Raw genomic sequence first — 21609 nt, 5'->3', positions numbered from 1 at the left:
TGTGGAGCTAGCCTCGACCTACAAATGGCATCTTGGTTGCCATGATGGTCATATTCAAAATATTGGATTCCAGTGGTAGTTGTGCCATGTGAAGTACTGCCTGACCAACATGATCAACATCCATACGAGGCTCTACCTTAATGGACTGATCGGCTTGTATGATGCCCGCAGCCATGCGCTCAGTCATCTCAGTTGCGGCATTGCCAATGTCAATTTGTCCACAAGCGATATTAAATGGTCGACCATCCAAAGCGATTGTTTTTGTAAGGCCGCTGATAGCATGCTTTGTGGAGGTATAAGGTGCTGACATGGGTCTTGGTGCGTGTGCTGAGATTGAGCCGTTATTAATAATTCTGCCGCCTTGAGGGGATTGTGCTTTCATCATCCGAATTGCCTCTTGGGAGCACAGAAAGGCTCCGCAAAGATTGGTGTTGACGACACTCATCCATTGTTCATACGTTAAGTCTTCCATGGGAACGGCAGGTGCGCCCATACCTGCATTATTAAATAGGACATCAATGCGACCAAACTTGGCTTTAGTTGCTGCAAATAGTTTTTTTACTTGCTCTGGATTACCAACATCACAGGTGACAGCTAGACAATTATTCCCATTGCCACCAATATCACTAATAGCTTTTTGTAGCTTTTCTAAATTACGCCCTGTTAATACAACCTGATAGCCACCGTGCAATAACGCTTTGGCCGCAGCCCTACCAATTCCTGCTCCTGCGCCAGTAACTAAAGCAACCTTATTGTTTGAATGATTCATAATTTTTGGTGTTTGTCTCGAAATATCGTGATATTGCCATTCTATTATCTATGGGCAAAGGAATACTGATTCTAGAGGCCTCTATGTTTTAATGCGGGCACTTTTGCGAACTCTTTCATAAAAAGTATCTGGCTTTGTTTTTACCCATTGAATAAATCGTTTCATTTCTGGATGATCTTGCAAGGCAGCTGCATTATGGAATTGGTTCGCTAGCTCGGTTTCGGTAAAGAGGGCATGTATTTGTCGGTGGCAGATACGATGGAGAAATTCTGTAGTTCTTCCCCCTTTAGATTTCGGGATGAGGTGGTGAGCATCTTTTTGAGATGCTGGAATAGATCGATCGCATATTGGGCAAATGATTGCTTGAGTATTTGCAATTACTCGAGGTGCTTGTGTAATCAATTTTTGACGAATTTTGCCATTCATCTTAAATTGCAGAATTAAAAGGTCAGTACGAGTTTAGTGAATAAGTCTTAAACTTGCAGGATGTCAAAAGATCCATCTAAAACGCTCTCTAAAGATGAACTGTCCCGCCTGATTGAGATGGCTTGGGAGGATCGAACTCCATTTGAGGCTATTGAAGCAACATTTGGATTTTCAGAGTCTCAAGTGATTCAATTAATGCGTCGAGAGCTCAAGAGAGGTTCATTTGATTTATGGAGAGAGCGGGTCTCTGGCAGAGTCACAAAACATATGGCGCTCCGAAGCAAATTGGTTCAACGCGCTTATTGCCCAACTCAATATAAAAATAAATGAGCAAACCCAAAAGACTGGTATTGATTCTTGGTGATCAACTGGATAAGCAGAGTTCTGCTTTAAAGGATTTTGACTTTCAGCATGACGAAGTGGTGATGATTGAGTCAATCCCAGAGGCTCAGGTGGTGTGGTCTCACAAAGCCAAGATTGCTTTATTTCTATCGGCTATGCGTCACTTTGCTAAAGAACTTGTCGCAGATGGGTATGCAGTTCATTACGTTTCCGACTCAAAATTATCGATAGTCGATACCCTAAAAACATTATTACAACAAAAAAAGATTGCTCATCTGATTTGTGTTGAGCCTGGAGAGTGGCGCTTAAAGAGGGATATTGAAAAATTAGCGCAAGATTCACAATTGCAATTAGATATGCGCGAGGATGAACACTTTTATTGTAGTCATCGTGAATTTCGAGAGTGGGCTGCCAATAAAAAAGAGTTGCGTCTTGAGTTTTTCTATAGACTCATGCGAAAAACGCATAATATTCTTTTAGATACAGACGGCAACCCAGAGGGCGGTCAGTGGAATTTTGACCAAGATAACCGTAAGCCATATCCCAAATCAGGCCCCGGCATTATTGAGTCCCCAGTTCTATTTGAGCCCGATGCAATTACTCGGGAAGTGCTTCAATTTGTCCAGGCTAATTACTCCGAGCATCCTGGTTCACTTGAGCACTTTCGTTGGCCAGTCACCAGGGATCAGGCTTTGGAGGCTTTGCGCTACTTTGTAGACTATCGCCTCAGAAATTTTGGAGTTTACCAAGACGCGATGTGGACAGACACGCCATATGGATGGCACTCTATTTTGTCGAGCTCCTTAAATCTCAAGTTGCTCAATCCACGCGAGCTTATTTCTGCCGTCTTGGATGCATGGAAAAAATACTCTCTTGATTTATCGACAGTCGAAGGATTTATTCGTCAGATATTGGGTTGGAGAGAATTTGTTCGAGGAATGTATTACCTCGATATGCCAAACTTGGCTCAAGATAATTACTATGATCATCAGCGCGCTTTGCCAGATTGGTATTGGACTGGCAAAACCAAAATGCGCTGTATGCAAGATGCCGTTGATCAGACACTTAAATATGGGTATGCCCACCATATTCAGCGCTTGATGGTAACTGGTAACTTTGCTTTGCTAGCTGAAATATTGCCATCGGCTGTTTGTGATTGGTATTTAGCGATTTATGTAGATGCGATTGAATGGGTTGAGTTGCCTAATACTGCCGGAATGGCGCTCTTTGCGAACGGTGGCCGCTTTACCAGCAAGCCATACATTGCCAGCGGCGCCTACATTAAGCGCATGAGTAATTACTGTAGCGGTTGTCAATATAAACCCGATGTACGATTCGGCGAAAGTGCATGCCCTGTAACAACCCTGTACTGGAATTTCTTAATTAAACATCGTAAGCAGTTTGACAGTAATCCGCGTACACGATTAATGACGGCAAATCTGAAGAAGATAAATGATGCCGATCAATCTGCGATAGTCGAGCATGCTCAACAAGTATTAAATAATCTGAATAATTTGTAAGAATTATGAAATCTTCCTTTAAGGGAAATAAATCCTTTTTACCAAGCAAGATTTGTGTTGTTTGCAAGAAAGAAATGACTTGGCGAAAGTCTTGGGAGAAAAATTGGGAATCAATCAAATATTGCTCAGATGCCTGTCGCAAGCGCTCTAGTAAATCCCAATCGTAAAGTCGATTACCATGGCAATCTTTCGCCGGAATAAGAAATAAAACTGCCCGAGTCTTTTGCTTGGAGGCTCTTCATGACATTGAACATGTCGGTGCAGGCATCAACTGCGGGCCTACCGATTTGTTGACCCTTAAATGGTTTTGATAGTCTAGAGTTCACAGTCCCGGGATGCATGGCGATAAGGGCAATATTGGGCTTGGTTCTGGCAAGCTCAATGGATGCAGTTTTGATGAGCATATTCAATGCTGCTTTAGAGCTGCGATAGCTATACCAACCTCCGAGACGGTTGTCTTCAATACTGCCTACTTTTGCTGAAAGCGTCACCATCAAACTTCCTGAGGGATCTAATAGGGGTAAAAAATGACGTATGGTTAATCCTGGTCCAATAGCATTTATTTGCATTAGCTCGATGAGCTGTTCAGAGTTGAGATCATCCAATCGTTTTTCAGGTATCCAGCGATCTGTATGCAAAACCCCGATCGTATTAATAATGAGTTGATAGGGGCCTTTTTGGGCTAGTGAACTTGCGCAAGTTTGAATAGTCTCGGGATCGAGATAATCAATGGCAGGTATGGATTTGCGGTGAATACCTGCAACCCCGATACAAGAAGGGTCATTTTGTAGAAGATCAACAAATCCAGACCCAATCGTTCCCGAGGAGCCGATGACTAGTGCACGAAAGGGCTTAGATAGAATTTGCAAAGTTTTTATTGAATTTAATTGCTGTCCTGCCAGTTTATTCAATAAGTCTTACACTTGCTCAATGGATGGCAATTTGCAACAACTCACCTTGTTTTATGATGGCACATGTCCCTTGTGCCAGGCCGAAATTTTGTTTTTATCTAGCTGGAATCAAGATAAGCTATTGCGCTTTGTGGATATCCACTCTAATCAATATGATCCTGAAAAAGTCGGCGTTACTTGTGAGCAAGCTTTGGCTGCAATGTATGGGCAGTATGCTGATGGCTCCTTGATTCATGGTGCAGCAGTTTTCCCTGAGGCCTACAGAAGGGCTAACCTTCGCTTTCTAGCCTGGCTTTGCTCCAGAAAATCTCTTCAGCCATTTTTGAGATTTTCTTATCAAGTCTTTGCTAAAAATCGGCATGCGATTTCTGGCGTCATTGGACCTATTGCTTTGCGATTGGTGCAGAAAAAATAATGAAATATTTTGCAAGGTTATTTTTGGCTACGGCACTACTCATTGCCTATGGAATCACCTCAATGAGTTTTGCCCGTGATCTGGCTTACATTGATCAAGCTCTCAACCCAGCAAAACTTCAAGGAAGTGGCAAGCTGACTTGGTGGGGCTTGCATATTTATGATGCTAACTTTTATCGATCTGGCTCCTTCAATTCAGCTGAATTTGCCTTACATCTTCAGTATCACAAATCATTAAGTGGCTTAGCGATTGCGAATCGATCTGCCGAGGAGATGAAGAAACTGGGTGTCCCTGAAACCCAAGCTCAGGTTTGGGGAAAGCAATTGGCGACGTTTCTACCAAACGTAGAGCCGGGTCAAAGTTTGACCGCAATCTATAACCCTAAACAAGGAACTAGTTTCTATTTCGATGGGAAGCCGCTGGCACAAATTGCTGGTGCTGATTTTTCAAAGGCATTCTTTGGTATATGGCTTGATTCAAAAACTACTGCGCCAAAACTTCGTGAACAATTATTGGGGCAATATTGCCCGCCACCTTTACTAGAGGAAACCTGTAAGCAATGAAAAACTTAGTAAAAAAGATTTTTGCTTTTACTTTTTGCGCGTTCTTTTTATTTGCTTGTGCAGGGCCACAAGTTTCGCAATATGCCAAAGAAAAGCCAACCCTGGATTTAAGTGAGTATTTCAATGGCACGATTGATGCTTATGGCATCTTTACGAATCGAAGTGGTGAGGTAGTCAAGCGTTTTACCGTGCTAATGCAGGCTAGCTGGAAAGTGGTGGATGGCAAAAAAGTAGGTACTCTAGATGAGAGTTTTGAATATTCAGATGGCACTAAACAAAAGCGTATTTGGGTGATTACCGAAGTTTCACCAGGTAAGTATGTTGGCAGAGCTGATGATGTAGTAGGTGATGCTAATGGCATTGCAGCAGGCAATGCCCTCAATTGGGCTTATACGCTGGCGCTACCTGTGGATGGCACGATCTATCACGTTCAGTTCAATGACTGGATGTATCTTATGAACTCAAAAGTAATGATCAATAAAGCCAAGATGAGTAAATTTGGAATTGAATTGGGCGAGGTCACGCTAAGCTTTTATAAGCGCTAATCACTATATTTGAACGTAGAAAGTAAAAATCCCCAGAAGTCTCTCTGGGGATTTTTATTTGCCTAACGCTTATTAAGCAGCTGCTAAGACTGGTGCTTCTTCGCTAACAGAATGGCGAATCAAGTAATCGAATGCACCTAGTGAAGCTTTTGCGCCTTCGCCCATAGCAATAATGATTTGCTTATAAGGAACGGTAGTGCAATCACCTGCTGCGAACACACCTGGCACAGATGTTTCGCCTTTAGCATCCACAATAATCTCTCCGCGTGGCGATAAATCTATGGTGCCTTTGAGCCACTCGGTGTTTGGTAACAAACCAATTTGCACGAAGATACCTTCCAGCTCAATCGTATGTTCGGCATTATTGGTGCGGTCTTGATAACGTAGGCCATTGACCTTGCTACCATCGCCCAAAACTTCTTTTGTAAGTGCGCTTTTAATCACAGTTACATTAGGCAGGCTGAACAATTTTGTTTGTAATACAGCATCAGCGCGTAATTGGCTATCAAACTCAATCAAGGTAACGTGACTCACAATACCTGCCAAGTCAATCGCAGCCTCAACGCCCGAATTACCACCACCGATTACTGCAACTCGCTTCCCTTTAAACAAGGGGCCATCGCAGTGCGGGCAATAGGCCACGCCTTTATTGCGATATTCTTGCTCACCTGGAACATTCATCTCTCTCCAGCGTGCACCAGTGCTAATGATGACGGATTTACTTTTTAATATTGCACCGTTCGCCATTTCAACTTCGATGCCAGAGTTGGTTTTACGCAATGCGTTAGCACGTTGTAAATTCATGATATCGACTTCGTAGTCTTTGACGTGTTGTTCCAAAGCTTGAACGAGTTTGGGGCCTTCTGTATGAGAAACGGAAATGAAGTTCTCGATACCTAAGGTATCCATCACTTGGCCGCCAAAACGCTCAGCAACAATACCAGTGCGAATGCCCTTGCGAGCTGCGTAAATTGCTGCCGCTGATCCAGCTGGGCCACCACCAACAATTAAAACATCAAAGTCACCCTTGGCATTGAGTTTTGCAGCCTCCTCTTCGGCGCTGCCAGTATCGAGTTTGGCAATGATCTCTTCCGCTCCCATACGACCTTGGCCAAAAACTTCACCATTCAAGATCACGGTTGGAACAGCCATAATTTGATACTGATCAACCAAAGGCTGGAAGAGCGCGCCATCGATCATTTCATGTTCGATATTGGGGTTTAGCGTAGCCATCAAGTTGAGTGCCTGAACTACGTCGGGGCAGTTATGGCATGACAAGGAGATAAATGTTTGGAAACGGAACTTGCCATCCAATTTGCGAATGCGCGCCAGAATATCTTCTTCCACTTTTGGTGGGTAACCGCTGGCTTGCAAGATCGCCAAAATAAATGAAGTCATTTCATGACCCATTGGTAGTCCTGCAAAACGGATACGAGCTGCTTCACCAGTTTTGCTAACGGTAAAGCTAGGTACGTGTTTATCACTACCATTGGTTTCAACAGTAATCTTGTCTGATTGCTCAGCCACTTCATTGAGTAGCTCGCGCATTTGAGCGGAAGCTGGACTGTCATCCAGTGACGCAGTTAGCGTGATTGGCGAAACAATCTTTTCAAAATAAGCCTTTAATTGGGTCTTAATGTTGTTATCTAACATGGTGACATCCTTTGTATAAATTTCAGTGAGTCCATTGGGCAGGATCTTGTCCTCTCCAATAGACTCTCCGGAGAGAGTCTGATTGGTTAGGATTGATCGATTAGATCTTGCCTACGAGGTCCAAAGATGGAGTCAAAGTAGCAGCGCCTTCTTTCCATTTAGCTGGGCATACTTCACCTGGGTGAGCAGCTGTGTATTGAGCTGCTTTGAGCTTACGTAATGTTTCAGAAACATCACGAGCAATTTCATTGGAGTGAATCTCAGCTGTCTTGATCACGCCCTCTGGGTTGATGACGAATGTGCCACGCAATGCCAAACCTGCTTCAGGAATATGTACGCCAAATGCGTTTGTCAATGTGTGTGTTGGGTCGCCAACGAGTGGGAACTTCGCTTTACCAACGGCAGGAGAAGTCTCGTGCCAAACTTTGTGTGAGAAGTGAGTATCGGTTGTAACGATATAGACTTCAGCGCCTAATTTTTGGAACTCTGCATAGTTTTCAGCAGCGTCTTCAATTTCGGTTGGGCAGTTAAATGTAAATGCTGCTGGCATGAAAATGAGAACTGACCACTTACCCTTGAGGGTCTCGTCAGTGATGGTTACAAACTTACCATTGTGGAAAGCTTCAGTTTTAAATGGTTGTACGGCTGTATTGATAATAGACATGGTGCTCCTTTTCCTTTTTTAACTAAATGATTCATGAAAAACTGTGACAACGGGGTCCATTCTAGGCACTATCTTGATATTTGTATAATGAATAATATTGATATAAATAATCGATTTATTAGATAACAAAAACAGGCTTAAGACCCCTAAAAAGCGGGATAATGAGCGCTTAGATAAATCCCCTCAGCAATCACTTAATAAGAACCTGTTTATGCGCATTTCATTTTTTACGCTTACCAAGCCAATTTTCTTAATTGCCTTCGCTCTATTGACCCTTTCAGGTTGCCAATCCACCGGTAAAGATGGCAAACCTCTTACTCAAGAAGAGATTATTCAAAAGCGTGAAGCTACTCTGAAGATGGCGCAAACGGGTTTGGATGCTTTGCTCAAACAAAATCCAGCCGTCAGGAAAGAGATTGATGCGGCGGCAGGGTATGCTGTTTTCGATGCAACCAACGTCAATATTGTCTTGTTAGTCGTTGCGCGCGGCGAAGGTGTTCTATATGACAAGCGTCGCAAGCAACCCATTTTTATGCAAGACATTAAAACAGGTGAGGGTCTTGGGGCAGGCTATCAAAAGCAGTATCAAGTGGTAATTTTTAAGACTACTTCTGCAATCGATCAATTTTTACTTTCCACTGTAGATGGTCAACAGGGTGGAATTGATGTGGATGCGAACTTCTCAGCTGGTTCTGGTGGCACGATTCGCTCATTCAATCCAAATATTACGTTCTATACAGTTGGCTTGTCAGGATACGACCTACAGGCAAACTATGGTGGCGCTCTCTATTTAGTGGACCAGCAATTAAACGATGCTGCTACCTTGAATAGCATGCCAAAAAAAGTGACATCAGGTACTTCTGCAAAATAAGTGCTTGCAGTCAGGAGGTCTGGCAGGCTATTAAGTCAGGCTCTACTGGTATTTCTCTATAGCAACACCCTAAAACCGGAGTAGATTGGTATTAACCAATGTCTCTAATGGAGGGGTTATGAGTAAAAGTCCACAAAAAGCAATTGACGCTAGTAAGGCGGTAAGTCGTGTTGCCATGGAAAGTGCACAAGCGATTGCAAGCATCAATCAAAAGGCAGCCCAAGATTTCGCTGAGCTAATCCAAAGGCGTGTTTCTGATCTGATGAAAACGCAGGATCCTAAGACAGCTTTTGATTATGTTCATGCAGAGGTTTTACAGGATGCCGCAAAAGAGGTGGCTCACTACCATCAGCAGCTTCTTGATGTTCTTCGAAGTGGTAATAAAGAGTTATCGGAAATTGCTGAAGAAATGATTCAAGACTCAAAAGCGGATCTTATTCATTTTGTGAATGATGCTACCAATAATGCACCAGTTGGAAGTGAGGCATATGTTTCTGTATTTAAGACTTCTTTTAATAATGCACTCCAGAATTTTGAGCTAGTACGCGCTGCCATGGCAGACTCTTTCGCAAACTTTGAAAAGAGTGTGGAGAGTGTTGCTAACTTATCTGCTGCTAAGGGTTCTTCAAAGAAGAAACAGGGCAGAGAGTAGGCTCAAATCAATACCGCATCTGAAACTGCAGTGCGGTTTGGATGGTTTGATAGTGGATTTCAACGGTAGAGGCAATTTCTTTCCCATAGCCACCTGCCATTGAAAATGCGATTGGTATGTTTCGGTCAAGACCGTATTGAAATAGGGTCTCATCCCTTAATCGCATGCCTTCTTTGGTGATTTTTAGTCTACCGAGGCGGTCATCCTCATGGGGATCTGCACCTGCAAGATAAATGACAAAGTCAGGTTTAAATCGCCTATCTAATTGATCAAGACATTCGTAGAGAGCCTGTAGATAAGTTTGATCATCACAGCCATCTTGGAGACCGCAATCCAAATCACTTATCTCTTTTTGGAACGGGAAGTTATTTTCCCCGTGAATAGATAAAGTAAATATCGATGAATCATGTTCCAGTATTGATGCAGTGCCATTGCCTTGATGGACATCGAGATCTACGATGGCCACTTTTAGTTTGGGGTTCACTTCTTTTTGCAGGGTCCGTGCTGCAACTGCTGCATCATTAAAAACACAGAACCCACTGCCACGATTGCGATAGGCGTGATGTGTGCCACCAGCAAGGTTTCCTGAAATGCCTTCTTGCATAGCAGTTTTGGTTGCAGCAATCGTTGCGCCAGCGGAGCGTCTGGAGCGCTCCACCATTTTTTCGCTCCATGGGAAACCGATTTCTTTTTGCTCCACATTACTCAAATTTCCATGAACCACTCTTAATAAATAACTTGGTTCATGCGCATAGAGCAGCTGCGTATCGGTGGCGGCAGGAGCCTCAATTAGATAGACATTAGGAAGGGCGCCGACCAAATCACGTAAGCGCGAATATTTTTCCATCGGAAAGCGATGCCCCGGTGGAAGAGGTAAAACAAAGTGGTCGGAGTAATATGCTTTCAAAGTTTGCCAATTGATGAATTAAATCATTCTAGCGGTGCTTTTCGGCCCCTGCTTAAGAATGTCTTTTGGGGTATGATATTTTTTCTCATAACAAATATAAATAGGTGACACGTGACTAAAGCGCGAGTAGTAAGCTTAGATAAGCTTGGCAGTGCAGACGTAATCAAACTGATTGATAAAGAATTGCCTCCGCCAGCGAAAGGTGAAGTGCAATTGCGACAAACGGCGATTGGTTTTAACTTCATCGATGTCTATCAACGCTCAGGAGTTTACCCATTAGATTTGCCAACTGGCTTGGGTCATGAGGCTGTCGGAGTGATTGAGGCTTTAGGTGAGGGCGTGACTGGGCTCAAAGTGGGCGATCGCGTTATGTATATGAATGCGGGTATCGGTGCCTATGCAAGCGCGCGTAATGTTGCGGCTGATAAGGTGGTCCCAGTACCTGGCGATATCTCTGATGAAGTTGCCGCAGCAGTTTTCTTCAAAGCGATGACGGCGCAATACTTGGTGCAAAAGACTTATAAAGTTAAAGCGGGTGATATTGTTTTGGTGCATGCAGCCGCTGGTGGCGTTGGACAAATATTGGCAGGTTGGGCTAAAGCATTGGGAGCCTTTGTCGTTGGCACGGTTGGCTCGCAAGCAAAGGTAGCAGCGGCAAAAGCTGCAGGTTGCGATGCGGTGGTAGATTACTCTAATCCGAACTGGGTCGATGAGGTATTAAAGGCAACAGGTGGCAAGAAGGCTAACGTGGTTTATGACTCTGTTGCTAAAGATACATTCTTGGGTTCTTTGGATTGCGCTGCACCTTTTGGTACTGTTGCGCTGTTTGGTGCAGCCTCTGGCCCTGCCCCTGAAATTCAACCGGAGATCTTAAATAAAAAAGGTTGCTTGTTCCTAACAAGACCATCTGTTTTCCCGCATAACGCTACGCACGCATTGCTGCAGGAAAATGCAAAGGCAGTATTTGACGCTATTTCCAAAGGTCATGTCAAAGTGCAAATTGGTGCTAAATTTCCTCTAGAACAAGCAGCTGATGCGCATCGTGCTGCAGAAGGCAGAAAAGTGTCTGGTGCAATTGTGATGATTCCTTAATTCAACAAGGCCTCAATTGAAGCCCTGCTTAGCAGGGCTTTTTTATTTTGTGAGCAAGTTGTAATATGAAAATATGAATACATTTTTTAAATACGTAATCACCAGCTTTTTTCTTATCGTTTCTGGTTTTGCCTTCGCGCAAATTCCTGCTACCCAGCATTCGTATGGCATCTCCTATATTTCTGGCGGGGTTGGTGAGGAAGAGTCTGTTGCAATTTTGGCTGAAGCGAAGCAGTGGCCATTGTTGTTAGAGTTATCTCAAATTGAGAATGGCAGAGGCGTGTGGATCTTTGGAGCACAAATTAAGCTCATCAATAAGCAGCAAAAAGTGATCTTTAATGCGCAAGCTGATGGCCCATACATGCTGATCAACTTGGAGCCAGGCGATTATTCTATTGAGGCAAGTTATCAAGGTGTTGAACAGAAAAGAACATTAAACGTGAAAGCAAATGCATCACAAAAGATATCTCTCTTCTGGAAGTGAGTAGTGTTGTCCTTAAGCCCCATAAATCTAAAAAACATATTTACTTCGCTGGCGATCGCTAGCGTTTTTTTTATTTCTGCTTTATCTAATGCGCAATCATCGCGTTCATCAACTTCTGGAGATGAGATTTGGTTGGGTACTTACGATCAGATGCTTGAGCGTGGATTGATACGAGTTGCCGTTCCATATGACCGAACAATCTATATTAACGATAAGGGAGTGCCGCGAGGGCTCGCGGTTAATATGGCTCAGGTATTTGAATCCTGGACTAACACTAAAAATGCGGGTGAAGGCAAGAACAAAGTTTCTGTAAAGTTGATTCCTATTGCTAGAGCAGAGCTTTTTACTGCATTGAGTTCGGGTAAGGCTGATATCGTGATTGGTAATTTGGGTGTGAATCAATCCTTGCCATATTCCAATGAGTTTCTCCTCAATCATGCCTTTAGATTTAATCGAGAGGTGTTGATATCTGGGCCTAGTTCAATTAACGTTGAAAACATCCATGATCTTTCAGGGCAGACCGTGTATGGCGGCCCTAACATCAATTTTGATTCTACCTTGCAGCCCTTAAATAAAGCGCTAAATAAGGCCGGTAAGGCCCCCGTTAATCTAATTTCTCCTCTAGGCGTTCTCGATGATGAGGATTTATTAGAGATGGTTGATGCAGGTCTGATTCCATTTGTAATCATTGCTGATTGGAAAGCCAAGCTTTGGCAACCTATCTATAAAAACTTGCAGATACACAATGATATTTATGCGGATGATTTGGGTTGGGTTGGTTCAGCCGTTCGTTCTAGCAATGCGGACTTAAATGCAGAACTTTCAGAATTTTATCGAACCGATAAATTTAATAATGCCTTAGATGCATTTCATGAGCAGGAATATAAGGATCACGCAAAAGGTTTAAAAGATCCCGTTGAAAAAGCTGCTTGGGCGCGCTTTGAGTCTATGCGCTTACTCTTTGATAAGTATGGTACTGAGTACAAAATTGATCCCCTTTTTATCGCATCGCTTGGATTTCAAGAAACGCTACTTAATCAAAATGCTGTAAGTAAGGTTGGCGCAGTAGGTGTAATGCAACTCATGCCTGCTACTGGTAATGCTCTTGGAGTGGGAGATATTCATTTACTGGAGCCTAATATTCATGCAGGTGCTGACTATATGAATCAGCTCATCACAAAATATTTTCCAAATATCAATTTTGCCGGTAAAAATCGTGCCATATTTGCCGTGGCTTCCTACAATATCGGCCCTAATAATGTTGCTAAGGCTAGAGATCTTGCCAAGCAGCAAGGATTTGATCCAGACCAATGGTTTGGTAATGTTGAGTTTGCTGCGGCCGAGCATATGGGCTATGAACCTATGGTTTATGTGAGGAACGTGTATAAGTACTTCATCTCTTATGAGCTAAAGCTGAAAAAGATTCAAAGTATTCAGCCCTAAATATTGTTGCGGTGCCGTACAGATCCCTCAAGCTGATATCTCTGATATGAGATATAGTTTTCCTATTCATAAATAGATTGGGGGACAAGTTGATGGGAATGCATTCACTTAAAAAAGTCTTTGCTGCTGCTATAGCAATGCCTTTATTGCTAATCACTGGACAATCTGTAATTGCACAGAGTGCTCCTAGCGCCCAAGGTAAAACAGAATTATTGTGGTTTGGTCAAGCTGGCTTTCGGATTAAAACACCAGAAGGTAAGATGATCTTGATTGATCCGTGGATTACTGGTGGACCTAAAACACCGCCTCAATACAAAAATGATCTCGCGGCAATTGGGCCAATAGATGTGGTGCTGGTAACGCATGCGCACGTTGATCACATTGGTGATGCGCCAACTGTTGCCAAATCGAATAATGTCAAGCTGTATGGCCCAGCCGATATGGTGACGCCACTCATTACTTTGGGAATACTTCCTGCAGACTTAGGATGGCGCTTTAACAAGACTGGACGAGTTACTCCATTGCCAGGGGTAAAGATAACCGCAGTACAAGCTGAGCACTCTTCTTTATTAGTTTGGAAAAATCCTGCAACCGACAAAATGGAATCACATCCTGCAGGTGAGCCAGTTGGCTACATCATCGAGCTGGAGAACGGATTCAAAATTTGGCACATGGGTGATACCGGCTTATTTAGCGATATGAAATTCATCAGCGAACATTACAAGCCAGACTTAGTATTGATTCCAATCGGCGGTAACTTTACGATGGCTCCGGATGATGCTGCATATGCTTTAAAAACTTGGGTGAAGCCAAAAATGGTAATCCCAATGCATTACAACTCTAATCCCATGACAAAAGGCACCTTAGCTGAGTTCCAAGCTGCGATGAAGGGAAGCAATATCAAAATCATTCCCATGACCGAGGGAGAAACAGTGCAGTTCTAGTGTTTTTAGTGTTCAAAAGCCCAAACCCCACAGATATTGTGGGGTTTTTTATTGGAAAGGCAGGGGTGTTGCAATTAGTTCTAATTAGTACTAAACTAGTCCTAGTTAGTACTTTTTAATGTTTATCCAATGCAAACGAACTTTTTACCTGTTTTGAGAAATTTGGTTTCTGCCTATCAGGGATTTGAGCGATATTCAGCACCAGATCTTCGATCTATGGGTTTAACAATGACCCAGTTTGATGTCATTGCGACCTTAGGCAATCAGCCACCAATGACTTGTAAAGAGTTAGGTGAAAAAACCTTGGTTACCAAAGGAACTCTAACGGGTGTTTTGGAAAGACTGGAATCAAAGGGTATTTTGGATCGCAAGTTAAATCCAGATGATGCTCGCAGTCAGATGATTGGATTAACTATAGAAGGTCAGAAACTATTTGAAAGAGTGTTTCCAGCGCATTTGCAATATCTAGGTAAAGCATTCAATCAATTAAGCGCAAAAGAGCTTGCAGAGCTATCAAACGTCCTGCAAACACTAACTACTGTTTTTGATAAATAAATTTTCAAACTAAAGGAATTCATATGAACGCAATCTGCAAATCCAGCTCAGGTCCATTGGCATTGGTAGCAAGAATTTTATTGGCCGCAATTTTTATTTCTGCTGGCTTATCAAAGCTAACTGGATTTGATGGAATTGTTGGCTATATCGCATCAAAAGGCCTACCTCTTCCAGCAGTATTGGCTGCCCTCACAATCGCCTTGGAAGTATTAGGTGGAATTGCTGTGGTGATCGGCTATAAAGCCCGTGTAGCCGGTTTCTTGCTAGCTGGTTTCTCGGTGGTGGCCGCCTTCATTTTTCATAACTTCTGGGCAGTTCCAGCAGATCAAGCATATATTCAAAATATTATGTTTATGAAGAATCTAAGTATGGCAGGTGGTTTATTGCTCTTGACTGTATTTGGTGCCGGTGGTTTTTCTGTCGATGCTAAAAATAAGGCAAATGAATCTTAATAAATAACTTAACAAACAGTGTTAATAGGAGAATGAAATGACAAAAGTAGCAGTTGTATTTCATAGTGGCTATGGCCACACAGTAAAGCAGGCCGAAGCTGTTGCAAAGGGTGCGAATGGCACTTTGGTTGCCATTGATGCTGAAGGTAATCTTACCGATGCTCAGTGGGCAACTCTAAATGAAGCGGATGCGATTGTATTTGGATCGCCAACTTATATGGGTACTGTGAGTTGGCAATTTAAGAAATTTGCTGATGCTAGTTCAAAGCAATGGTTTTCACAGCAATGGAAAGATAAGGTGTTTGGTGGTTTCACAAACTCCGCAACAATGAATGGTGATAAGCATTCAACATTGCATTATTTCTTTACACTAGCGATGCAACATTCTGGTTTGTGGGTCGGTACTGGTTTGATGCCATCAAATTCAAAAGCGGCCAAGCGTGATGATGTGAACTATGTTGGTTCATTTGCTGGCGCTATGATGCAAACCCCATCTGATGCCGGTGCGGATGAGGTTAATCCTGGCGATCTTGAGACAGCCAGACTCTATGGACAGCGTATTGCCGAAATCACAAAACGTTTGAAATAAAGAACTTTTATTTTCGGCTCATGAAAAACCACCCTCGGGTGGTTTTTTCTTTTAAGAGAGACAGGGCTTATAATTACGTAAGCAATTGAATTAAAAGAGAATATTCTCTAAAAATCCCTTTTTGTGCGTTTGACAGCTAATAGGTGCTCTTGGACAATGCGTTTGGCGGTTTGATTCAAGCCCTAAGCCCTCATGACAGCCCATTTTTCTTCGACCTCCAGTAATAATATCTTGACGCTCCAAGCTCAAGATTTGGCTTGTGTGCGCGGAGAGCGAAAATTATTCTCAAATCTCAGTTTTAGTTTGCACTCAGGGGAATGCCTTCATGTGCGTGGAGAAAATGGCGTTGGGAAAACCAGTTTGTTACGTTTATTGACTGGCTTATCTAAGCCCGATGCAGGTCAGATTCTTTGGAATCAAGAATCCATTTCTAAGCAGGTCGATCGATACCACCGAGAATTATTATTTTTAGGTCATCGTGATGCACTTAAGGAAGAGTTAACTGCCCTTGAGAATCTCCAAACCTATGCTGCAGTTGATGATATTGCGCTACCTGTTGAGAGGGCGTTAGCTGCATTATGGCGTTTTGGATTGCGGGGCCGTGAAAATTTACCAGTCAATTGCCTATCGGCTGGACAGAAGCGTAGGGTATTAATGGCGCGTATGCTCACACGACAAGCAAAGTTGTGGATATCAGATGAGCCTTTTAATGCGCTTGATGTGAATGCAGTTACTCAGCTTGAAGAGTTAATGGCTGAGCATCTAGCATCAGGTGGATTATTGGTGTTGACTAGTCACCAGGCAGTTAGGATTCCTAATGTAAGGTTGCTCGAATTATGAGCGCTCTATTTGCGGTAATTCATCGTGATTTGCTATTGGTAGCGCGCCGTAAGAGTGAAGTACTTACTGCATTATTTTTCTTCGTAGTAGTCACTAGCCTTTTCCCGCTCGGTATCGGTGCAGATGCCACGCTCTTACGCAAGGTGGCACCTGGAGTGATTTGGGTGGCGGCTTTGTTATCAACTTTACTGGGGCTACATCGCATGTTTGCGACGGATTACGCAGATGGTTCCCTGGAGCAAATGGCCTTATCGCCTCAATCGATGGTGATGATTGTTGCGGGAAAAATTTTGGCACATTGGATTGTTTGCGGCCTTCCGCTAGTGATCTTGGCCCCGATTATTGGAATCCAGTTCGATCTGGATAGAACTTCCTTATATGTATTAATGGGGACACTTTTATTGGGAACCCCAGTGTTATCTCTATTGGGATCAATTGGGGCGGCGCTAACCCTTGGTGTTCGTGGCGGTAGTTTGCTTGTTAGCTTGCTCATTTTGCCGCTTTACACTCCGGTATTAATTTTTGGTGCTGGCGCAGTTTATGCCAATAGTGTTGGCCTAGATACTTCAGGACATTTTTCTTTATTGGGCGCGATATTCATTTTGGCTTTAGCATTTGTACCTTGGGTCAGCGCTAGCGCTGTAAAGATTGCAATCGAATGACAGAGATCGGCACCTTTTCAAATAACCGCTTGATTAACTGGTTTAAGTTATCAAGCCCGAGCACCTTTTATCCGGTGGCGGGTAAGCTCATTCCTATTTTCTGGGCCTTAACAGCACTGTTTGGGGCGATTGGTTTGTGGATTAGTTTTTTTGTTGCACCTGTTGATGCCGTGCAAGGACAGGGCTACCGCATTATCTTTATTCATGTTCCCGCTTCATGGATGTCGATGTTTATTTATATCGTGATGGCAGTTTGGGCGGGGGTGGGTCTTATCTTTAATACGCGTTTGTCTGCGATGATGGCTCAAGCTTTAGCGCCTGTTGGTGCTTGGATGGCATTTCTGTCTTTATGGACGGGTGCATTTTGGGGTAAACCAATGTGGGGTGCATGGTGGGTTTGGGATGCACGCCTGACATCGGAATTGATCTTATTATTTTTGTATTTGGGTTTTATGGCGTTACAAGCTTCTATTGATAACCCGCGCAGAGCTGACAAAGCTGGTGCAATCTTGGCATTAGTAGGCATCGTGAATGTGCCAATTATTTATTTCTCTGTGAAGTGGTGGAATACCTTGCATCAAGGTGCCTCTGTATCGTTAACAAAAGCCCCCGCAATGGCTCAAACGATGTTGTGGGGAATGCTGTTGATGGCGCTTTGTTTTTGGATGTATTCAATTGCGGTGGGATTGATGCGAGTCCGCACAATCATTCTGGAGCGTGAGGCTCATGCAGATTGGGTAAAGCGCTTAGAAGAGATTAAAGAGGTAAATGGTTAATGTGGAATAGTCCAGCAGAGTTTTTTGCAATGGGTGGTTATGCCCTTTATGTATGGTGCAGCTTTGGAGTTTGCATTTTGGTAATGCTCTTTGAGCCAATGAGTATTTGTGTTCGCAGAAAAGCTATTATTCAACGACTTCGGCAGGAGCGCTTGGCAGAACAGTTTGATAAAGAAAGCCGCAAGTGAAGCCAAGACATAAACGCGCTGTGATTATTGTTGCTGCTCTAGCGGCAATTGCGATTGCTGCCCTACTTATTTTGAATGCCCTTAATAGCAATATTGCTCTTTACGTAACGCCAAGTGAAGTTGCTGCAGGCAAAGCCCCGCAAGGGCAGGCATTTCGGATTGGTGGTATGGTGAAAGATGGTTCTTTGCAACGCGATGGATTAACTGTGCACTTTGTAATCACCGATATGGTCAAAGATATCCCCGTTTCTTACACCGGTATTTTGCCGGATCTATTTAAAGAAGGTAAGGGCGCCGTGATACAAGGGCGCCTTAATGCTAATGGCGAATTTGTTGCGAGTGAGGTTCTGGCAAAGCATGATGAGAACTATATGCCTCCAGAAGCGAAGCATGCTTTAGAGCAAGCGCAGAAAAATGGAATGCAAAAATGATTCCTGAGCTTGGGCATTACGCGCTGATCCTAGCGCTTTGTGTGGTGTTAATTCAGGGCGTCTTGCCTTTACTCGGCGCCCATTATGGCCGCCGTGAATTTTTAGTTCTAGCCAGGCCTGCTGCGCAAACTGCATTTCTACTGCTGGCGATTGCTTTTGGGACTCTCGCATGGAGTTTTTACGTCAATGATTTCTCTGTTCTTTATGTGGCAGAGCACTCGAACTCACAGTTACCAGTGATTTATCGCTTGGGTGCAGTATGGGGCGGTCACGAAGGTTCTTTATTACTGTGGATATTCTTATTAAGCACTTGGACTATTTTGGTTGCCCAGCTTTCAAAAGCCTTAGATGAATTTATGGTTGCGAGAGTAATTGGCGTTTTAGGTTTAGTGAGCAGTGGCTTATTGTTGTTTGTGCTGACGGCATCAAATCCCTTTGCGCGCTTATTACCAGCGGCACAAGATGGAAGATCTTTAAATCCCTTATTACAAGATCCTGGCTTGGTATTCCATCCGCCGATGTTGTACATGGGGTATGTTGGTTTCTCTGTAGTATTTGCTTTTGCAATCGCTTCTTTGCTCTCTGGAAGGTTGGATGCAGCATGGGCTCGCTGGTCTCGCCCCTGGACTACGGCGGCATGGATATTTTTAACGCTGGGTATCGCACTTGGGTCTTGGTGGGCTTACTATGAACTTGGTTGGGGCGGCTGGTGGTTCTGGGATCCTGTTGAGAATGCATCATTTATTCCGTGGTTAGTTGGCACGGCTTTATTGCACTCTTTAGCGGTAACAGAAAAGCGTGGTGGCTTTAAGAGCTGGACAGTCCTGTTAGCAATTACTGCTTTCTCACTCTCTTTGCTGGGAACATTTTTAGTTCGTTCAGGCGTTCTGACTTCTGTTCATGCGTTCGCTACTGATCCAAGACGCGGAATATTTATTTTGATATTCCTCTCTCTAGTAGTGGGTTCATCTCTAACTTTGTATGCATGGCGTGCTCCCAAAAATACTTTGGGCGGTAAATTTAGTTTGAGTTCAAGAGAAACTTTTATTTTGTTGGGTAATGTATTTTTAGTTGTGGCCGCTGGTTCTGTTTTGCTTGGAACACTCTACCCCTTGCTGATTGATGCTCTCCACTTAGGAAAAATTTCAGTGGGTCCTCCATACTTCAATAGTGTTTTTGTACCCATCATGGTTCCACTTTTGGTATTAATGGGTATAGGTCCATGGGCTAATTGGAAAAATACTGATTTGATATCAGTGATTAAGCGTTTGTGGTCTGCAGGTTTAGCTGCCGTGATTGCGGGTATCACCATTCCTATGATCATGGGCCAGTTCACCTGGTTAGCAGGCCTTGGTTTCTTGTTGGCTTTTTGGATTATTGCTTCTGGCTCATTGCAGATTCTGCGTCAGATTAAATTGGGTAAGCCAACACGCTCCTTTATTGGCATGCAAATTGCGCACCTTGGAATAGCGATCTTTGTTATTGGCGTAACGATGGTAGGCGCATACCAGGAAGAGAAAGACGTGCGAATGTTGGCTGGCGATACCGTAAGTGTTGGGGGTTATCAAATTCAGCTGGAGGGTGTTGAGCTTGTACCTGGGCCAAATTATCAAGCTATGCGCGGCACATTCACCTTAAGCAAAAATGGCTCTACTCAAGCGATTTTGTACCCTGAAAAGCGCAATTACTTCTCATCAACCATGCCAATGACAGAAGCGGCAATTGATATTGGCTTAACTCGAGATGTTTATGTATCTCTGGGTGAGGAGTTAAGTGATAAAGCTTGGGCTGTACGCGTGTATTACAAGCCATTTGTTGATTGGATTTGGGGAGGCTGTCTCTTAATGGCTTTGGGCGGAATCTTGGCGATGATGGATAAACGCTATCGCATGAAGTTAAAGAAGGTCTTGCCATGAAAGCGAAGTTTTTAATTCCTTTAATTCTATTTCTTGTCTTAGTGGTGTTTTTGGGGGTTGGCCTCAACCGTGATCCACGCGAGGTTCCTTCACCTCTTATTAATAAGCCAGCCCCAGCTTTCGAGCTTGCACAGTTATCTCAACCTAATAAAACCTTTTCACCAGTCAGCATGAAGGGCCGGGTGTGGATTTTGAATGTGTGGGCATCTTGGTGTGTTGCTTGTCGTGAAGAGCATCCAGTCTTAGTTGAGTTGGCAAAATCTGGACAAGCACCTGTAATTGGCCTTGATTATAAAGATAAACGTGAGGATGCTTTAGCGATGCTGCAGCGTCTAGGTGACCCCTATGTGCTTTCAGCATTTGATGAGAATGGCAGAGTGGGAATTGACTATGGTGTTTATGGTGTTCCAGAAACATACATCATCGACCAGGCAGGGATTATCCGGTTCAAGCATATTGGACCCATCACTATGCAGGTTTTGAACGAAAAAATGTATCCATTAATTCGTGAGCTCAAGAAATCATGAAATCGTTTTTCTTGGTGATTGCTTCTATCCTCATCATGCAGTTGTCATATGCAAATGATGCAGCACCACTGACAGATGACCCTGTAACAGAGCAACGTTTAATCAGCATCTCTGAAGAAATGCGCTGCCTAGTTTGCCAAAATGAATCTTTAGCAGGATCGCGCTCTGATCTGGCGAACGATCTTCGTAGGGAAATTCGCACGCTTATAAAAGAAGGTAAGAGTGATGAGCAGATTCGTAGTTTTATGGTGGAGCGATATGGCGATTTTGTGCTGTACCGTCCACCCGTCAAGCCGATTACCTGGCTGCTATGGATTGGCCCGTTTGTAATTTTGTTGATTGGTATTGGTTTTTTATTTTCTTACCTGCGTCGCCGCAACGCCAATGTTGTCGCAAAAGAGCTAACGGCTGAAGACAATCAAAAAATTGATGCCCTCCTAAATACAATATCAAAGAATGATCGGGATTGACC

29 protein-coding genes are annotated in these 21609 nt (G+C 43.5%); 23 read left to right on the top strand and 6 right to left on the bottom strand.

The annotated features are described in order from the left end of the window. Positions 1-7: 7 nt before the first annotated feature. Positions 8-769: an SDR family oxidoreductase gene (locus NHB35_RS08360; RefSeq protein ID WP_353431911.1), complete on the bottom strand. Its 762-nt coding sequence runs from the start codon at positions 767-769 to the stop codon at positions 8-10. A gap of 81 nt (positions 770-850) precedes the next feature. Then, entirely contained in the window at positions 851-1195 is a 345-nt protein-coding gene (locus tag NHB35_RS08355) for an HNH endonuclease signature motif containing protein (protein WP_353431910.1), read from the bottom strand. Positions 1196-1255: 60 nt separating this feature from the next. Here NHB35_RS08355 and NHB35_RS08350 point away from each other — a divergent pair, with 60 nt between their 5' ends. From NHB35_RS08350 to NHB35_RS08340, 3 genes are read left to right on the top strand one after another with little or no spacing between them, the layout of a single operon-like run. Beyond that, positions 1256-1525 (top strand): TIGR03643 family protein, encoded by a 270-nt coding sequence (locus NHB35_RS08350; protein ID WP_353431909.1) that lies wholly within the window; start codon positions 1256-1258, stop codon positions 1523-1525. After that, complete coding sequence (locus NHB35_RS08345) at positions 1522-3057, top strand: cryptochrome/photolyase family protein (RefSeq protein WP_353431908.1); 1536 nt, start codon at positions 1522-1524, stop codon at positions 3055-3057. Before NHB35_RS08350 ends, NHB35_RS08345 begins: the two co-directional genes overlap by 4 nt. Before the next feature lie 5 nt (positions 3058-3062). Then, entirely contained in the window at positions 3063-3224 is a 162-nt protein-coding gene (locus NHB35_RS08340; RefSeq protein ID WP_353431907.1) for a DUF2256 domain-containing protein, read from the top strand. 6 nt (positions 3225-3230) lie between these two features. Here NHB35_RS08340 and NHB35_RS08335 read toward each other — a convergent pair whose 3' ends face one another. Further along, on the bottom strand, positions 3231-3926 hold the full coding sequence (locus NHB35_RS08335; protein ID WP_353431906.1) for an SDR family NAD(P)-dependent oxidoreductase: 696 nt from the start codon (positions 3924-3926) through the stop codon (positions 3231-3233). 61 nt (positions 3927-3987) lie between these two features. On the opposite strand from NHB35_RS08335, the gene NHB35_RS08330 reads away from it, so the two are divergent. The 3 genes from NHB35_RS08330 to NHB35_RS08320 are packed head-to-tail and all read left to right on the top strand — an operon-like array spanning position 3988 to position 5491. Continuing rightward, complete coding sequence (locus NHB35_RS08330; RefSeq protein ID WP_353431905.1) at positions 3988-4383, top strand: DUF393 domain-containing protein; 396 nt, start codon at positions 3988-3990, stop codon at positions 4381-4383. Beyond that, the gene (locus NHB35_RS08325) at positions 4383-4946 is read left to right on the top strand and encodes a chalcone isomerase family protein (RefSeq protein WP_353431904.1); all 564 of its coding nucleotides are present in this window, start codon (positions 4383-4385) and stop codon (positions 4944-4946) included. Before NHB35_RS08330 ends, NHB35_RS08325 begins: the two co-directional genes overlap by 1 nt. Further along, positions 4943-5491 carry a DUF3833 domain-containing protein gene (locus NHB35_RS08320; protein WP_353431903.1) on the top strand — a complete coding sequence of 183 codons (549 nt, stop codon included), beginning with the start codon at positions 4943-4945 and terminating at the stop codon, positions 5489-5491. The genes NHB35_RS08325 and NHB35_RS08320 overlap by 4 nt, the downstream gene beginning before the upstream one ends. A 72-nt stretch (positions 5492-5563) precedes the next feature. On the opposite strand, the gene ahpF is transcribed toward NHB35_RS08320, so the two are convergent. Together ahpF and ahpC are read right to left on the bottom strand one after the other, a co-directional pair. Next, a complete protein-coding gene (ahpF, locus tag NHB35_RS08315) occupies positions 5564-7144 on the bottom strand; it encodes an alkyl hydroperoxide reductase subunit F (protein WP_353431902.1) in 1581 nt (526 codons plus the stop codon). 100 nt (positions 7145-7244) lie between these two features. Continuing rightward, entirely contained in the window at positions 7245-7808 is a 564-nt protein-coding gene (gene ahpC / locus NHB35_RS08310) for an alkyl hydroperoxide reductase subunit C (RefSeq protein ID WP_353431901.1), read from the bottom strand. A 211-nt stretch (positions 7809-8019) separates the two neighbouring features. Here ahpC and NHB35_RS08305 point away from each other — a divergent pair, with 211 nt between their 5' ends. Further along, positions 8020-8679, top strand: coding sequence for a hypothetical protein (locus NHB35_RS08305; RefSeq protein WP_353431900.1), 660 nt, complete (start codon positions 8020-8022; stop codon positions 8677-8679). Between the two features lie 118 nt (positions 8680-8797). Next, complete coding sequence (locus NHB35_RS08300; protein WP_353431899.1) at positions 8798-9331, top strand: phasin family protein; 534 nt, start codon at positions 8798-8800, stop codon at positions 9329-9331. Positions 9332-9338: 7 nt separating this feature from the next. Here NHB35_RS08300 and NHB35_RS08295 read toward each other — a convergent pair whose 3' ends face one another. Then, entirely contained in the window at positions 9339-10238 is a 900-nt protein-coding gene (locus tag NHB35_RS08295) for a histone deacetylase (RefSeq protein ID WP_353431898.1), read from the bottom strand. Positions 10239-10349: 111 nt separating this feature from the next. Between NHB35_RS08295 and NHB35_RS08290 the strand changes: the two genes are divergently transcribed. The 15 genes from NHB35_RS08290 (at position 10350) to NHB35_RS08220 (ending at position 21607) form a co-directional block, all read left to right on the top strand. After that, a complete protein-coding gene (locus NHB35_RS08290; RefSeq protein WP_353431897.1) occupies positions 10350-11330 on the top strand; it encodes a quinone oxidoreductase in 981 nt (326 codons plus the stop codon). A 73-nt stretch (positions 11331-11403) separates the two neighbouring features. Next, entirely contained in the window at positions 11404-11814 is a 411-nt protein-coding gene (locus NHB35_RS08285) for a carboxypeptidase-like regulatory domain-containing protein (protein ID WP_353431896.1), read from the top strand. A gap of 3 nt (positions 11815-11817) precedes the next feature. Further along, a complete protein-coding gene (locus NHB35_RS08280; protein ID WP_353431895.1) occupies positions 11818-13257 on the top strand; it encodes a transglycosylase SLT domain-containing protein in 1440 nt (479 codons plus the stop codon). Between the two features lie 92 nt (positions 13258-13349). After that, complete coding sequence (locus tag NHB35_RS08275) at positions 13350-14201, top strand: metal-dependent hydrolase (protein ID WP_353431894.1); 852 nt, start codon at positions 13350-13352, stop codon at positions 14199-14201. 129 nt (positions 14202-14330) lie between these two features. Then, positions 14331-14756: a MarR family transcriptional regulator gene (locus NHB35_RS08270; protein WP_353431893.1), complete on the top strand. Its 426-nt coding sequence runs from the start codon at positions 14331-14333 to the stop codon at positions 14754-14756. A gap of 23 nt (positions 14757-14779) precedes the next feature. Continuing rightward, a complete protein-coding gene (locus NHB35_RS08265) occupies positions 14780-15208 on the top strand; it encodes a DoxX family protein (protein WP_353431892.1) in 429 nt (142 codons plus the stop codon). Positions 15209-15245: 37 nt separating this feature from the next. Next, positions 15246-15797 (top strand): flavodoxin family protein, encoded by a 552-nt coding sequence (locus tag NHB35_RS08260; RefSeq protein WP_353431891.1) that lies wholly within the window; start codon positions 15246-15248, stop codon positions 15795-15797. 192 nt (positions 15798-15989) lie between these two features. Continuing rightward, positions 15990-16637 carry a cytochrome c biogenesis heme-transporting ATPase CcmA gene (gene ccmA, locus NHB35_RS08255; protein ID WP_353431890.1) on the top strand — a complete coding sequence of 216 codons (648 nt, stop codon included), beginning with the start codon at positions 15990-15992 and terminating at the stop codon, positions 16635-16637. Continuing rightward, positions 16634-17299: a heme exporter protein CcmB gene (gene ccmB, locus NHB35_RS08250; protein ID WP_353431889.1), complete on the top strand. Its 666-nt coding sequence runs from the start codon at positions 16634-16636 to the stop codon at positions 17297-17299. Before ccmA ends, ccmB begins: the two co-directional genes overlap by 4 nt. Next, positions 17296-18075: a heme ABC transporter permease gene (locus NHB35_RS08245; RefSeq protein WP_353431888.1), complete on the top strand. Its 780-nt coding sequence runs from the start codon at positions 17296-17298 to the stop codon at positions 18073-18075. Before ccmB ends, NHB35_RS08245 begins: the two co-directional genes overlap by 4 nt. After that, positions 18075-18263, top strand: a complete 189-nt coding sequence (ccmD, locus tag NHB35_RS08240) for a heme exporter protein CcmD (RefSeq protein WP_353431887.1) — start codon at positions 18075-18077, stop codon at positions 18261-18263. Before NHB35_RS08245 ends, ccmD begins: the two co-directional genes overlap by 1 nt. After that, the gene (ccmE, locus tag NHB35_RS08235; protein ID WP_353431886.1) at positions 18260-18694 is read left to right on the top strand and encodes a cytochrome c maturation protein CcmE; all 435 of its coding nucleotides are present in this window, start codon (positions 18260-18262) and stop codon (positions 18692-18694) included. The genes ccmD and ccmE overlap by 4 nt, the downstream gene beginning before the upstream one ends. Further along, positions 18691-20610 carry a heme lyase CcmF/NrfE family subunit gene (locus tag NHB35_RS08230; protein WP_353431885.1) on the top strand — a complete coding sequence of 640 codons (1920 nt, stop codon included), beginning with the start codon at positions 18691-18693 and terminating at the stop codon, positions 20608-20610. Before ccmE ends, NHB35_RS08230 begins: the two co-directional genes overlap by 4 nt. After that, the gene (locus tag NHB35_RS08225) at positions 20607-21137 is read left to right on the top strand and encodes a DsbE family thiol:disulfide interchange protein (protein ID WP_353431884.1); all 531 of its coding nucleotides are present in this window, start codon (positions 20607-20609) and stop codon (positions 21135-21137) included. The genes NHB35_RS08230 and NHB35_RS08225 overlap by 4 nt, the downstream gene beginning before the upstream one ends. Continuing rightward, positions 21134-21607: a cytochrome c-type biogenesis protein gene (locus NHB35_RS08220; protein WP_353431883.1), complete on the top strand. Its 474-nt coding sequence runs from the start codon at positions 21134-21136 to the stop codon at positions 21605-21607. The genes NHB35_RS08225 and NHB35_RS08220 overlap by 4 nt, the downstream gene beginning before the upstream one ends. Positions 21608-21609 lie beyond the last annotated feature (2 nt).

The organism is Polynucleobacter sp. MWH-UH23A (genome assembly GCF_040409805.1).
Taxonomy (GTDB): Bacteria; Pseudomonadota; Gammaproteobacteria; order Burkholderiales; family Burkholderiaceae; genus Polynucleobacter.
The sequence above is the reverse complement of the archived record's forward strand: the minus strand, read 5'-3'. Positions and strand labels throughout refer to the sequence as shown.

Bases quoted from the DNA above. Each gene is read 5' to 3' on its own strand.
- NHB35_RS08360 (WP_353431911.1), bottom strand. From the start codon at position 769: ATGAATCATTCAAACAATAAGGTTGCTTTAGTTACTGGCGCAGGAGCA.
- NHB35_RS08355 (WP_353431910.1), bottom strand. From the start codon at position 1,195: ATGAATGGCAAAATTCGTCAAAAATTGATTACACAAGCACCTCGAGTA.
- NHB35_RS08350 (WP_353431909.1), top strand. From the start codon at position 1,256: ATGTCAAAAGATCCATCTAAAACGCTCTCTAAAGATGAACTGTCCCGC.
- NHB35_RS08345 (WP_353431908.1), top strand. From the start codon at position 1,522: ATGAGCAAACCCAAAAGACTGGTATTGATTCTTGGTGATCAACTGGAT.
- NHB35_RS08340 (WP_353431907.1), top strand. From the start codon at position 3,063: ATGAAATCTTCCTTTAAGGGAAATAAATCCTTTTTACCAAGCAAGATT.
- NHB35_RS08330 (WP_353431905.1), top strand. From the start codon at position 3,988: ATGGATGGCAATTTGCAACAACTCACCTTGTTTTATGATGGCACATGT.
- NHB35_RS08325 (WP_353431904.1), top strand. From the start codon at position 4,383: ATGAAATATTTTGCAAGGTTATTTTTGGCTACGGCACTACTCATTGCC.
- NHB35_RS08320 (WP_353431903.1), top strand. From the start codon at position 4,943: ATGAAAAACTTAGTAAAAAAGATTTTTGCTTTTACTTTTTGCGCGTTC.
- ahpF (WP_353431902.1), bottom strand. From the start codon at position 7,144: ATGTTAGATAACAACATTAAGACCCAATTAAAGGCTTATTTTGAAAAG.
- ahpC (WP_353431901.1), bottom strand. From the start codon at position 7,808: ATGTCTATTATCAATACAGCCGTACAACCATTTAAAACTGAAGCTTTC.
- NHB35_RS08305 (WP_353431900.1), top strand. From the start codon at position 8,020: ATGCGCATTTCATTTTTTACGCTTACCAAGCCAATTTTCTTAATTGCC.
- NHB35_RS08300 (WP_353431899.1), top strand. From the start codon at position 8,798: ATGAGTAAAAGTCCACAAAAAGCAATTGACGCTAGTAAGGCGGTAAGT.
- NHB35_RS08285 (WP_353431896.1), top strand. From the start codon at position 11,404: ATGAATACATTTTTTAAATACGTAATCACCAGCTTTTTTCTTATCGTT.
- NHB35_RS08275 (WP_353431894.1), top strand. From the start codon at position 13,350: ATGGGAATGCATTCACTTAAAAAAGTCTTTGCTGCTGCTATAGCAATG.
- NHB35_RS08270 (WP_353431893.1), top strand. From the start codon at position 14,331: ATGCAAACGAACTTTTTACCTGTTTTGAGAAATTTGGTTTCTGCCTAT.
- NHB35_RS08265 (WP_353431892.1), top strand. From the start codon at position 14,780: ATGAACGCAATCTGCAAATCCAGCTCAGGTCCATTGGCATTGGTAGCA.
- NHB35_RS08260 (WP_353431891.1), top strand. From the start codon at position 15,246: ATGACAAAAGTAGCAGTTGTATTTCATAGTGGCTATGGCCACACAGTA.
- ccmA (WP_353431890.1), top strand. From the start codon at position 15,990: ATGACAGCCCATTTTTCTTCGACCTCCAGTAATAATATCTTGACGCTC.
- ccmB (WP_353431889.1), top strand. From the start codon at position 16,634: ATGAGCGCTCTATTTGCGGTAATTCATCGTGATTTGCTATTGGTAGCG.
- NHB35_RS08245 (WP_353431888.1), top strand. From the start codon at position 17,296: ATGACAGAGATCGGCACCTTTTCAAATAACCGCTTGATTAACTGGTTT.
- ccmD (WP_353431887.1), top strand. From the start codon at position 18,075: ATGTGGAATAGTCCAGCAGAGTTTTTTGCAATGGGTGGTTATGCCCTT.
- NHB35_RS08230 (WP_353431885.1), top strand. From the start codon at position 18,691: ATGATTCCTGAGCTTGGGCATTACGCGCTGATCCTAGCGCTTTGTGTG.
- NHB35_RS08225 (WP_353431884.1), top strand. From the start codon at position 20,607: ATGAAAGCGAAGTTTTTAATTCCTTTAATTCTATTTCTTGTCTTAGTG.
- NHB35_RS08220 (WP_353431883.1), top strand. From the start codon at position 21,134: ATGAAATCGTTTTTCTTGGTGATTGCTTCTATCCTCATCATGCAGTTG.